Annotated in this window: 10 protein-coding genes; 5 read left to right on the forward strand and 5 right to left on the reverse strand. The window is 68.0% G+C overall.

Annotated features, from left to right (window positions below):
• The first annotated feature begins 130 nt into the window (after positions 1 to 130).
• From IF20_RS25480 to IF20_RS25500, 5 genes are read left to right on the forward strand one after another with little or no spacing between them, the layout of a single operon-like run.
• Positions 131 to 1,759, forward strand: coding sequence for a peptide ABC transporter substrate-binding protein (locus IF20_RS25480; protein WP_052867666.1), 1,629 nt, complete (start codon positions 131 to 133; stop codon positions 1,757 to 1,759).
• Positions 1,760 to 1,763: 4 nt separating this feature from the next.
• Positions 1,764 to 2,687 carry an ABC transporter permease gene (locus IF20_RS25485; RefSeq protein ID WP_052867667.1) on the forward strand — a complete coding sequence of 308 codons (924 nt, stop codon included), beginning with the start codon at positions 1,764 to 1,766 and terminating at the stop codon, positions 2,685 to 2,687.
• Complete coding sequence (locus tag IF20_RS25490; protein WP_052867668.1) at positions 2,680 to 3,672, forward strand: ABC transporter permease; 993 nt, start codon at positions 2,680 to 2,682, stop codon at positions 3,670 to 3,672. Before IF20_RS25485 ends, IF20_RS25490 begins: the two co-directional genes overlap by 8 nt.
• Before the next feature lie 11 nt (positions 3,673 to 3,683).
• Positions 3,684 to 4,733: an ABC transporter ATP-binding protein gene (locus IF20_RS25495; protein ID WP_052867669.1), complete on the forward strand. Its 1,050-nt coding sequence runs from the start codon at positions 3,684 to 3,686 to the stop codon at positions 4,731 to 4,733.
• Positions 4,723 to 5,778 carry an ABC transporter ATP-binding protein gene (locus IF20_RS25500; protein WP_110944538.1) on the forward strand — a complete coding sequence of 352 codons (1,056 nt, stop codon included), beginning with the start codon at positions 4,723 to 4,725 and terminating at the stop codon, positions 5,776 to 5,778. The genes IF20_RS25495 and IF20_RS25500 overlap by 11 nt, the downstream gene beginning before the upstream one ends.
• A 138-nt stretch (positions 5,779 to 5,916) precedes the next feature.
• Here IF20_RS25500 and IF20_RS25505 read toward each other — a convergent pair whose 3' ends face one another.
• The 5 genes from IF20_RS25505 to IF20_RS25525 form a co-directional block, all read right to left on the reverse strand.
• Complete coding sequence (locus IF20_RS25505; RefSeq protein ID WP_052867671.1) at positions 5,917 to 7,044, reverse strand: ABC transporter ATP-binding protein; 1,128 nt, start codon at positions 7,042 to 7,044, stop codon at positions 5,917 to 5,919.
• Between the two features lie 12 nt (positions 7,045 to 7,056).
• Entirely contained in the window at positions 7,057 to 8,118 is a 1,062-nt protein-coding gene (locus IF20_RS25510; protein WP_052867672.1) for an ABC transporter ATP-binding protein, read from the reverse strand.
• Positions 8,119 to 8,129: 11 nt separating this feature from the next.
• A complete protein-coding gene (locus IF20_RS25515; RefSeq protein WP_052867673.1) occupies positions 8,130 to 9,101 on the reverse strand; it encodes an ABC transporter permease in 972 nt (323 codons plus the stop codon).
• A gap of 118 nt (positions 9,102 to 9,219) precedes the next feature.
• Positions 9,220 to 11,019 (reverse strand): ABC transporter substrate-binding protein, encoded by a 1,800-nt coding sequence (locus IF20_RS25520; RefSeq protein WP_052867674.1) that lies wholly within the window; start codon positions 11,017 to 11,019, stop codon positions 9,220 to 9,222.
• 99 nt (positions 11,020 to 11,118) lie between these two features.
• Entirely contained in the window at positions 11,119 to 12,153 is a 1,035-nt protein-coding gene (locus tag IF20_RS25525) for an ABC transporter permease (RefSeq protein ID WP_110944557.1), read from the reverse strand.
• Positions 12,154 to 12,465: the final 312 nt, after the last annotated feature.

Raw genomic sequence — 12,465 nt, forward strand, 5'->3', positions numbered from 1 at the left:
GGCGCCGTCCTCGTGCGTTCGGGGGGAATGTGCGGCGTGGCGTGCTCGTACGGGGGAGATGCGGGTGCGGAGAGGCCTTCCATGGGCTGTTATGTGTGCCTACGTACGTAATGGTCGGAGGAGGCACCGGATGCGTGGAGCCACCCGTGCGAAGTGGGCGGTGGGAACGGTGGCCGTCGCTCTCGTGGTGACGGCGTGTGGTGGCGGGGGCGGCGGTGGCGGGGACGGCAAGGGGGTGCTCAGCTCGTCGTGGGGGGATCCGCAGAATCCGCTGGAGCCGGCCAATACCAATGAGGTGCAGGGCGGCAAGGTCCTCAGCATGATCTTTCGGGGGCTGAAGCGGTACGACCCGAAGACCGGCGAGGCCAAGGACGCGATCGCCCAGAAGATCGAGACCGACGATCAGCGGCACTACACGGTCACGATCAAGAAGGGGTGGAAGTTCAGCAACGGTGAACCGGTCACGGCGCGGTCGTTCGTGGACGCGTGGAATTACGGGGCTCATATCGACAACAACCAGAAGAACGCATACTTCTTCGGGTACATCGAGGGGTACGAGAAGGTCCATCCCGAGAGCGGGAAGGCCGGCGCCAAGACACTGTCCGGGCTGAAGGTCAAGAATGACACCACCTTCACCGTGGCGCTGAACCAGAAATTCTCGACGTGGCCGCAGACGCTGGGGTATCCGGCCTTCGCTCCGCTGCCGCAGGCGTTCTTCAAGGACCATGACGGCTGGCTGAAGAAACCGGTCGGGAACGGACCGTACCGGATCGAGTCGTACGACAAGGGCTCGGCCATGAAGCTGCGGAAGTGGAGCAGGTACAAGGGGCCCGACAAGGCGCGGAACGGCGGCGTCGATCTGCGGGTCTACACCGACAACAACACCGCCTACACCGACCTGCAGGCCGGCAACCTCGACCTCACCGACGACATTCCGGCCGCGCAGTTGAAGAACGCGAAGGCGGATCTCGGCGACCGGTACATCAATCAGCCCGCCGGAATCATTCAGACGCTGACCTTCCCGATGCACGACCGCCGATGGGGCGGCGAGAAAATGGCGAAGGTGCGGCAGGGGCTGTCCATGGCGATCAACCGCAAGCAGATCACCCGGCAGATCTTCCAGAACACCCGGACCCCGGCCACCGACTGGACCTCGCCGGTGCTCAAGGCGGACGGCGGCTACAAGGCGGGCCTGTGCGGCAAGGCCTGCGAGTACCGGCCGGCCGCGGCGCGCAAGCTCATCGAGGAGGGCGGCGGGCTGCCCGGCGGCCGGGTCACCGTCACGTACAACGCCGACACCGGCTCGCACAAGGACTGGGTCGACGCGCTCTGCAACAGCGTCAACAAGGTGCTGAAGGACGACAAGGCGTGCGTGGGGAATCCGGTGGGGACGTTCGCGGATTACCGGAACCAGATCACGGCGAAGAAGATGAAGGGGCCGTTCCGGGCCGGCTGGCAGATGGACTATCCGCTGATCCAGAACTTCCTGCAGCCGATGTACTACACCGGCGCCTCCTCCAACGACGGCAAGTACAGCAACAAGCAGTTCGACAAGCTGGTCGACGAGGCGAACGCCGAGCCCGACCGGCAGGCCGCGGTGAAGAAGTTCCAGGACGCGCAGAAGGTACTGGCCAAGGACATGCCGGTGATCCCGCTCTGGTACCAGAACGGCAGCGGGGGATACACGGACCGGCTGAGCGACGTCCGGCTGAACCAGTTCAGCGTGCCCGTATACGAGCAGATCAAGGTCGGCAGCTGACCCCATGGGACGCTATGTCATCCGGCGGCTGCTCCAGATGATCCCGGTGTTCATCGGCAGCACGTTCCTGATCTTCTTCATGGTGTACGCGCTCGGGGACCCGGTCGCGGCGATGTTCGGCGACCGCGCCCCCGACCCCGCCACCGCCGCACGGATCCGCCAGGAACTCCTCCTCGACCAGCCGCTGTGGAAGCAGTACCTGCACTACATGGGCCAGATCTTCCGCGGGGACTTCGGCACCGCCTTCAACGGGCAGCCGGTCACCGAACTGATGGGCACCGCCTTTCCCGTCACCCTGCGGCTGACCCTGGTCGCCATCGTCATCGAGATCGTCGTCGGCATCACGCTGGGGGTGCTGAGCGGGCTGCGGCGCGGGCGCGCGCTGGACACGTCGGTCCTCGTCTTCACGCTCGTCGTGGTGTCCGTCCCGACGTTCGTCAGCGGCTACGTGCTGCAGTTCCTGCTGGGTGTGAAGTGGGAATGGGTGAAGCCGACCGTCTCCACCGACGCGTACCTGAACGAGCTGCTGCTGCCCGGCGTGGTGCTGGCACTGGTCTCGCTCGCGTACGTCACCCGGCTCACCCGCACCACGCTCGCGGAGAACGCCCGCGCGGACTATGTGCGCACGGCGGTGGCCAAGGGCCTGCCGCGCCGCCGGGTCGTCACCCGGCACCTGCTGCGCAACTCCCTGATCCCGGTGGTCACCTTCATCGGCACCGACATCGGCCAGCTGATGGGCGGCGCCATCGTCACCGAGCGGATCTTCAACATCCACGGCGTCGGCTTCCAGCTCTACCAGGGCATCCTGCGGCAGAACTCGCCCACCGTCGTCGGCTTCGTCACCGTCCTCGTGCTGGTCTTCCTCTTCGCCAACCTCGTCGTCGACCTGCTGTACGCCGTACTCGACCCGAGGATCCGCTATGCCTGACGCTTACGTGCCCAAAGAGGCGGTCACGCACGGGGACGGCGGCACCACAGCCCTGGCGATGGCCGAGGCCGAGAGCCTGGAGAGCGGCCGCAACGGCCGCAACGGGAGAAGCGGCCGGGGCGCCGCCCGGCCGAACGGCAGGCCCCGCAGCCTGTGGGGGGACGCCTGGCGCGACCTGCGCCGCAACCCCGTCTTCCTGATCTCCGCGCTGATCATCCTGTTCCTGATCGTCATCGCGATCTGGCCGTCGCTGATCACCGACGGCAACCCGTACCGCGCGGACCTCGCCAAGGCCCAGGAGGGCTCGGCCCCCGGCCACCCGTTCGGCTTCGACACACAAGGGCGGGACGTCTACGCCCGTACCGTCTACGGGGCCCGTGCCTCCATCACCGTCGGCGTCTGCGCCACCGCAGGGGCCGCGCTCCTCGGCAGCCTCCTCGGCGGCCTGGCCGGCTTCTTCGGCGGCTGGTGGGACGCGCTGCTCTCCCGCCTCGCGGACATCTTCTTCGGCATCCCCGTGCTGCTGGGCGGCCTGGTCTTCCTCTCGGTCGTCACCAGCAAGACGGTGTGGCCGGTGGTCGGCTTCATCGTGCTGCTCGGCTGGCCGCAGATCGCCCGGATCGCCCGCGGCTCCGTCGTCACCGCCAAGCAGAACGACTACGTCCAGGCCGCGCGGGCGCTCGGCGCCTCCAACGGCCGGATGCTGCTGCGGCACATCGCGCCCAACGCCGTCGCCCCCGTCATCGTCGTCGCCACCATCGCGCTGGGCACCTACATCTCCCTGGAGGCCACGCTGTCCTACCTCGGCGCGGGCCTGAAGCCGCCCAACGTCTCCTGGGGCATCGACATCTCCACCGCCTCCACCTACATCCGCAACGCGCCGCACATGCTGCTCTATCCCGCGGGCGCGCTGTCGATCACGGTGCTGGCGTTCATCATGCTCGGCGACGCGGTGCGCGACGCCCTCGACCCCAAGCTGCGCTGAGGAGACGGCTGATGGCCACGGCGACCACTCCCGACCCGGCACCGGACGCCGGCGCGGCGTCGCCCGCGCTGCTCGACGTGCGCGACCTGTACGTGGAGTTCCGTACCCGGGACGGCGTCGCCCGGGCCGTCAACGGCGTCAGCTACCGCGTCGACGCGGGCGAGACGCTGGCCGTACTGGGCGAGTCGGGCTCCGGCAAGTCCGTCACCGCGCAGGCCCTCATGGGCATCCTCGACTCGCCGCCCGGCTTCGTCACCGGCGGCGAGATCCGCTTCCGGGGGCAGGACCTGCTCCAGGCCGCCCCCGAGGAGCGGCGCCGGATCCGCGGCGCACGGATGGCGATGATCTTCCAGGACGCGCTGTCGGCGCTGAACCCGGTGCTCTCCGTCGGCACCCAGCTCGGCGAGATGTACGAGGTCCACCAGGGCATGAAGCGGAAGGACGCACGCGCCAAGGCGGTGGAGCTGATGGAGCGGGTGAGGATCCCAGCGGCCCGCAGCCGCGTCGGCGACTATCCGCACCAGTTCTCCGGCGGCATGCGGCAGCGCATCATGATCGCGATGGCGCTGGCCCTGGAGCCGGACCTGATCATCGCGGACGAGCCGACCACCGCGCTGGACGTCACGGTCCAGGCGCAGGTCATGGACCTGCTGGCCGACCTCCAGCGGGAGTACGACATGGGGCTCATCCTGATCACGCACGACCTGGGGGTGGTCGCGGACGTCGCCGACCGGATCGCGGTGATGTACGCGGGCCGGATCGTGGAGCACGCTCCCGTGCACGACCTCTACCGCGCGCCGGCCCACCCGTACACCCGCGGCCTGCTCGACTCGATCCCGCGCCTGGACCAGAAGGGCCAGGAGCTGTACGCGATCAAGGGCCTGCCGCCGAGCCTGACCGCCATCCCGCCCGGCTGCCCCTTCCACCCGCGCTGCCCGCGGGCCCGGGACAGGTGCGCCGTGGACCGGCCGCCGCAGTACGACGTGGCGCCCGGCCGGACCAGCGCCTGCCATTTCTGGGAGGAGACCCTGCGAGACGAGGAGCCCCCGCATGACCGCTGAGGCCATTCTCGAGGTGCGCGATCTGGTCAAGCACTATCCGCTGACCCAGGGCATCGTGCTGAAGCGGCAGGTCGGCGCGGTCAAGGCGGTCGACGGGGTCTCCTTCGACCTGCGCAAGGGCGAGACGCTCGGCATCGTGGGGGAGTCCGGCTGCGGGAAGTCCACCGTCGCCAAGATGCTGGTCGGCCTGGAGCGGCCGACCGCCGGGGCGATCCGCTACCGCGGCGAGGACATCACCAAGCTGTCGGGGCGGGCCCTGAAGGCCGTACGCCGCAACATCCAGATGGTCTTCCAGGACCCCTACACCTCGCTCAACCCGCGCATGACGGTCGGCGACATCATCGGCGAGCCGTACGACATCCACCCCGAGGTCGCCCCGAAGGGCTCGCGGCGCCAGAAGGTGCAGGAGTTGCTGGACGTGGTCGGGCTGAACCCGGAGTACGTCAACCGCTATCCGCACCAGTTCTCCGGCGGCCAGCGGCAGCGCATCGGCATCGCCCGGGGGCTGGCGCTGCGGCCCGAGATCATCGTCGCGGACGAGCCGGTCTCGGCGCTCGACGTCTCGGTCCAGGCGCAGGTGGTGAACCTGCTGGAGCGTCTGCAGAGCGAGTTCGACCTGAGCTACGTCTTCATCGCGCACGACCTGTCGGTGGTGCGGCACATCTCGGACCGGGTGGCGGTGATGTATCTGGGCCGGATCGTGGAGACCGGTACGGAGGACGAGATCTACGGGCATCCGACGCACCCGTACACCCAGGCGCTGCTGTCCGCCGTGCCGGTACCGGACCCGGAGGCGCGGGAGCACCGCGTGGGGGCACCTCCCGGCGGTAGCCGGGGGAGGATCCTGCTCGCGGGGGACGTGCCGTCGCCGGCGGATCCGCCGTCCGGGTGCCGGTTCCGCACGCGGTGTTGGAAGGCGCGGGAGGTCTGTGCGGAGGTCGTTCCGCCCCTTGCCGTTCCCGAGTGGTTCGCCGGGGCCGCGGGTCCGGCGCATCCCTCCGCGTGCCACTTCGCGGAGGAGCGCCACGTCGTGCCGAGCGAGTAGGCGGCGGCCGACCCGGGGACGGGGTGCCCCCCCGGGGACGGGGTGCCCCCTGGCCCCGGTGGCCGGCCGCGGGGAACTGCGCGAGCAACCGGCGCGGCCGGAAAGGTCGCCACGCCCCGGACCACCGCGGCGGTGGGGTCAGTTCTCCTTCGAGACCCCGCCCCCCTCCTCGATCGCCGCCAAGGCCGGGTCCAGGATGATGTCCTCGTCCCGGGCCGCGATCGTCGGCTCCTCGGGGAAGTGGCACGCCGTCAGGTGCCCGGCGGCGTTCCCCGCGATCTGGAGCAGCGGCGGCTCCTCGGAGGCGCACTTCTCCTGCGCCTTCCAGCACCGGGTGCGGAACCGGCAGCCGGAGGGCGGGTTGACCGGTGAGGGGACGTCGCCCGCGAGCCGGATGCGCTCGCGCTCCTCCGCGCCCTCGGTGAGCTTCGCCTCCGGTACGGCGGAGAGCAGGGCGTGGGTGTACGGGTGGCGCGGCCGGGTGTAGATGGAGTCGCGGTCGCCGACCTCGACGATCTTGCCCAGGTACATCACCGCCACCCGCTGGCTGAAGTGGCGCACGATCGCCAGGTCGTGGGCGATGAAGAGGAACGCGATGCCCAGCTCGCGCTGGAGCTCCTGGAGGAGGTTGACGACCTGGGCCTGGATGGAGACGTCCAGCGCCGAGACCGGCTCGTCGGCGACGATCAGCTTCGGCTCCAGGGCCAGCGCGCGGGCCACGCCGATGCGCTGCCGCTGGCCGCCGGAGAACTCGTGCGGGAAGCGGTTGTAGTGCTCCGGGTTGAGGCCGACTGTCTCCAGCAGCTCGCGGACCTTCTTCTCGCGGCCGCCGGGCGGGTTGATCCCGTTGATCTCCATCGGGTCGCCGATGATCGTGCCGACGGTCTTCCGCGGGTTCAGCGAGGCGTACGGATCCTGGAAGATCATCTGGATCTCGGAACGGATCGGCGCGAGCTGCTTGCGGGCGGCGTGGGTGATGTCCTGGCCCCGGTACGAGACCTTCCCGCTGGTGGGTTCCATGAGGCGGGTCAGCAGCCGGCCCGTGGTGGACTTGCCGCACCCCGACTCGCCGACCAGCCCGAAGCTCTCGCCCGCGTGAACCGTCAGGTCGATGCCGTCCACGGCCTGTACGTGGCCGACGGTCCGCTTGAACGGGAAGCCGCCGCGGATCGGGAAGTGCTTGGTCAGCCGCTCGGCGATGAGCAGTGGCTCGCCCTCCGGCGGAGCCGTCTCACGGGGCGCGGGAAGGGTGACGTTCTCAGCCATGGTGGTAGCTCCCTAGCCCAGCCGGGGCTTGATCTGCTCGATGAAGAAGGTCTGCTTCTGCTCGGCGGTCAAATGGCAGGCGGAGGCGCGCCCGGGTGCGAGCGGCGGCCGCTCGTCCGCGCAGCGGGTGCCGCCCACCTCGGCCTTGAAGGTGCAGCGCGGGTGGAAGGGGCAGCCGGTCGGCGGGGAGAGCAGGCTCGGCGGCGTGCCGGGGATCGGGTGCAGCAGTTCGGTCACGTCGGAGGTGAGCCGCGGCATCGAGCTGAGCAGCCCCCACGTGTAGGGGTGCCGGGGCTCGGTGAGGATCTCCTTGACGGTGCCGCGTTCCACGGCCCGGCCGGCGTACATCACCAGCAGGTCGTCAGCGGTGTTCGCGACGACGCCGAGGTCGTGCGTGATCAGGATGATGGCCGAGCCGAACTCCTGCTGAAGGTCCTTGAGGAGGTCCAGGATCTGCGCCTGGACGGTGACGTCCAGCGCGGTGGTCGGCTCGTCCGCGATGAGCAGCGCCGGGTTGCACACCAGGGCCATGGCGATCATCGCGCGCTGGCGCATGCCGCCGGAGAACTGGTGCGGGTAGTCGTCCACCCGCAGGTTCGGCTGCGGGATGCCGACCTTGGCCAGCATCTCGATCGCGCGCTGCCGGCCCTCGCGCTTGGAGGCGCCGGTGTGCTTCATGAACGGCTCGGCGATCTGCCGGCCGACCGTGTAGTACGGCGAGAGCGCGGTGAGCGCGTCCTGGAAGATCATGGCCATCTTGTTGCCGCGGAGCTTCTCCAGGGTCTTCTCCCGGGCCCCGGTCAGCTCCTGCCCTTCCAGCAGGATCTCGCCCTTGATCTCCGTCGCCCTGGGGTTGTGCAGGCCCAGGACGGCCAGGTTGGTGACGGACTTGCCGGAGCCGGACTCGCCGACGATGCCGAGCGTCTTGCCGCGTTCCAGGTCGAAGGAGAGGCCGTCGACCGCCTTGACGATGCCGTCCTCGGTGGAGAACCGCACGTAGAGGTCGCGGACGGAGAGGAAGGGGTCCGCGCCGGTGGGGGCGGCCGCATCCTCGGTCTTGGTGAGTGTGGTCACGTCAGGCTCTCCTAGGACAGGCGCACGCGCGGGTCGATGAAGGCGTACGTCGCGTCCACGATGATGTTGAACAGCAGGATCAGGGCGGAGCTGAAGATCAGGACGCCCAGGATCATGGGGAGGTCGAGGGTGGTGACGGAGGTGATCGCGAGCCGTCCGAGGCCGGCCAGCTGGAAGGTGTACTCCGTGATCATGGCCCCGCCGAACAGCGAACCGAGGTCCATGCCGAGGATGGTGACGATCGGGATGAGCGAGCCCCGCCAGGCGTACCGCAGGAAGACGTAACGCCCGGACATCCCCTTGGCCTTGGCGGTACGGACGTGTTCCTCCTGGAGCTGCTCGACCATGGTCGAGCGGGACATACGCGTGTACTGCGCGGTGAAGATCGTCGCCATCACCAGCCAGGGAATGAGCAGCCCCGCCCCCCAGGCGGCCGGGCCCGAGGTGAAGTCGACGTACCGGGGCGACTCCAGCAGTCCGCTGTAGACGAAGATGCCCATCACGATCGGGCCGAGGATGTAGATCTGCGCCGAGCTCAGCACCATGGAGACCGAGGTGAAGGTCTTGTCGACGAACGTGCCGCGCTTCCAGGCGGCCAGCAGGCCGGTGGCCAGGCCCACGGTCAGGAAGACGACGGCGCCGCCGATGGCCAGCGAGGCCGTGGTGGGCAGCCGGTCGAGCAGGGTCGCCCACACCTGCTGCTTGGTGGCGAAGGAGTAGCCGAAGCAGGGCGCCGGGCAGTGCCCGACGCTGAAGTTGCGGCCGGTGAAGATGCCGACGAGGAAGTCCCAGTACTGCGTGGTGATCGGCTTGTCGAGCCCGAGGTTCTGGTGGATCAGGGCGATGTTGTCCGCGGTGCAGTTCTTGCCGCAGGACATCTGTGCCGGGTCACCCGCGGCGAAGAAGACGAAGAACGTGAAGGTGGTGAGGAGGAAGAGGATGACGAGGGCGCCGAGCGTCCGGCGGAAGAGAAAAGGAAGCATGGCAGTTCGCTGCTCTCAGGACGGCGGCGGCAGTGGGTGAGGGGGCGGGACCGGAAGGCACCGGGGGCGCGCGCTCCGCCGTGCGCGCGCTCCCCGGCTTCGCCTTCCTGCCGGTCGCTTACTTCTTGAGGTACAGCGTGGTCGGGTCCAGGTAGTTGATGTCGGTGTTGTAGCGGGCACCACCGATGTTGGAGCCGTAGAGCTGGAGCATCTTGGTGTAGAAGACCGGCGCGGCGGGGTTGACCTTCTCCACGATGTAGAAGTGGAGCTTCTGCCACTCGTCGGCGGCCTTCGCCGGGTCGGTGATCTGCGAGATGCGCTTGACCTCGTCGGTGACGTGCTGGTCACGGATGTGCGAGTAGTTCGACGAGCCGTCCTGGATGGTGCTGCCGTCGTAGGACGGCGGGATCACGGTGGAGGCGTCGGCCCAGTCCTGGCCCCAGCCGGTCATGTAGATGTCGAAGCCGTTGTCGACCTTGCCCATCTGCTGGTACCAGGAGGCCGCGTCGACCTCCTTCTTCTGCACGTCGAAGCCGGCCTCGTTCAGCGCGGTCTCGATGGCGACGGCTTCCTTCTGGCGGATCTCGGTGTTGGAGTAGGCGTAGACGAGCTTCATGCCCACCTTGCCGGCTTCCTTGAGCAGCTTCTTCGCCTTCTCCGGCTCACCGTTGGGGTGCTTCAGCTTGCCGTAGGGGTCGTAGCCCTTCTTGTACCCCGCGACCGTCGGCGCGAGCAGACCGCCGGCGATCTCACCGCCGTAGCTGCCGCCGTTGATGCGGACGATCTGGCCGTTGGGCAACGCGTAGGTGATCGCATCCCGGATCTTCTTGTCCTTGATGCGGTCCATGTTCATGTTCATCTGCCAGACGTAGGGCTGGTAGCCCTGCACCAGGCGCTTGCTCGCGCTCTTGTCGTCCAGCGCCTGGCGGGTGAGCGTGGGCTCGACCGAGTTGGTGAAGCTGACCGCGTTCTTGGCCTCACCCTGGTCGGAGATCAGACGCTTGGTGGAGTCCGACGCCTGGTGGTTGAAGGTGATGTTGAAGCCGTCCACGTACTGATGGCGCGCCGAGTCCGTCTTGGGGTCCCAGTACGGGTTCCGCTTGAGCTTCATGGACTTGCCCGACTTGAAGTCCGCGATCATGTACGGGCCCGAGCACACCGGGTCGACGTCGTACTTGTCCTTGGTGTCCTTCTTGCTGTCGGGCACCACGCTGTGGCCGGCCATCGCCAGCGCGTACGGCAGCTGCGGCTGGGGCTGCTTGAAGTGGAAGATAATCGTTTTGTCGTTCGGCGTCTCCAGGACGCTGTCCGGCAGGTGCTTGCCCTTGTACGGGCCGTCCGGCAGCGCCTTGCGGTACGTGGTGCCCTCACCCGACAGCCACTGCTGGACGTACATCGGCCCGTCCGTGATGAACTTGGCATACATACGCTCGATGGAATGCCGCATGTCGGCCGAGGTGATCGGCTTGCCGTCGGCGAACTTGATGTTGTCCTTGAGCGTGTACTTCCAGGTCTTGCCCTTGTCGGTCGTCGTGCCCGAGTCGGTGGCCAGGTCGCCGACCAGCGTCGTCTTGCCGTCGTCGTCCTGCTTGTAGGTGGTCAGCCCGCGGAAGATCAGCTTGGCCAGGTCGCGCTGGTCGCTGACGTACATCTGCGCCGGGTCCAGGTGGTTGTAGCTGTCCCGCTGGTAGACCCGGATGGTGCCGCCCTTCCTGGCGCCCTTGACCTCGGGCGCGGGGCCGGTGGAATCCTTGGCGGTGCCCAGCGGTACGGCCTTCGCCTGCGCAGCGGCGTCCTTGTCGGTCTGGGCCTTGTCATTGTTGGTGCTGGAGCCGCTGGTGCAGCCGGTCAGCGCGAGCGACCCGGCCGCGAGAGCCACCACCACCGCGCGAGCTCTGCGCGTAGAAAAGGCATTCATGAGGACGATGCACCTGCCTGTCGGTTGGAATCGGCGCTGCCTGGCGCTATCGGCGGAACCTGGAGCGGGGGTGGCAGCCTTCCCCCGGCAAGTGGGCGATCAGCGCCCGGATTTGGGGTCGAAGGCGTCCCGTACGGAGTCTCCGAGCAGGTTGAAGCAGAGCACGAAGATGACCATGGCCGCGCCCGGGAAGAGCAGGTAGGTCGGGTCGTTCTCGTAGTACCGCGCGGCGTTCTGGAACATGCGGCCCCAGTCGGGGGTCGGTTCCATGATGCCGACGCCCAGGTAGGACAGGCCGGCCTCGGCGGTCACGAAGAGCGGCAGCATGTAGGTGCTCTGTACCAGGATCGGGGTCACCACGTTGGGCAGCAGTTCCTTGCGGATGATCCGCCACTGGGACGCGCCGGTGATGCGTGCCGCCTCGACGAACTCCCGCTCCCGCAGGGAGAGGACCTGGCCGCGCAGCAGCCGGGACAGTCCCATCCAGCCCAGGGCCCACTGCACGATGATCAGCGAGAGGACGCGTACGTACGTCGGTGTCTCCTCGCCCGGCGGCACGAAGAGCGCCACGACGACGGGCATGAAGGCCACGAACGTGAGCTGGCTGGGGAAGGCGAGGAGGAAGTCGATGACCCGGCTCAGCCAGAAGTCCGTGCGGCCGCCGAGATAGCCGGCGGTGATGCCGATGACGGTGCCGGTCAGCACGGTCAGCAGGGTCACGGCCACGGAGATGCCCAGGGACGTCCGGATGCCGTAGACCAGCTGCATGAAGACGTCTCGGCCGAGCTGGGGCTCGATGCCGAACCAATGGGAGCCGGACATACCGCCGTTGGGCCCCGTCGGGTAGCCGAACTCGTCCAGCAGGTTGGCATCGTTGCTGCCGTAGAGCGTGGTCGCATCCTTGCCGTACAGCATCGAGATGACCGGGGCCAGCGCGGCGATCAGGAGGAAGGCCAGGATGACGCAGGCGCAGAAGACGCCGGTGCGGTCACGCTTGAACCGGGTCCACATCAATTGGCCGGGCGAGCGGCCGACCAATTCGCCGCCCTTGCGGTCCTTTCCCTTGCTCAGTCCGTCGGGCCCAAGTCCTGGGGTGTCGGTCTTGGAAACCGCGGTCTGGGATGGACTAGTCATCGCGAAGTGCCCCCGCGCCGAGTTCTCTTGGAACATGGAGCGGCGCTGAGTCGCACCGCTGGTTGAGCGGACTTTCGCAAGTGATTTACGGCGGAGTCAAGAGTCTGCGAAGCGACCGTCATCAGCTTGTTCGCTTCTTGAGCGAAGATTGCGCAGATTGACGCCACGGCGTGCTTGACAGGCATGGAAGCTGTGCGGCATGGGCGACATTTCGTCCCCAACATCCTTAACACGGAGGACACTTGGCCGTCGCAGCACCGATATACGAACGCGCCATCCTGGACAGCGTACGGCCGTGCGGGTGCCGTGTGG

The sequence above is a fragment of the Streptomyces niger genome (genome assembly GCF_000718305.1).
In the GTDB taxonomy this organism is placed as follows: Bacteria; Actinomycetota; Actinomycetes; order Streptomycetales; family Streptomycetaceae; genus Streptomyces; species Streptomyces niger.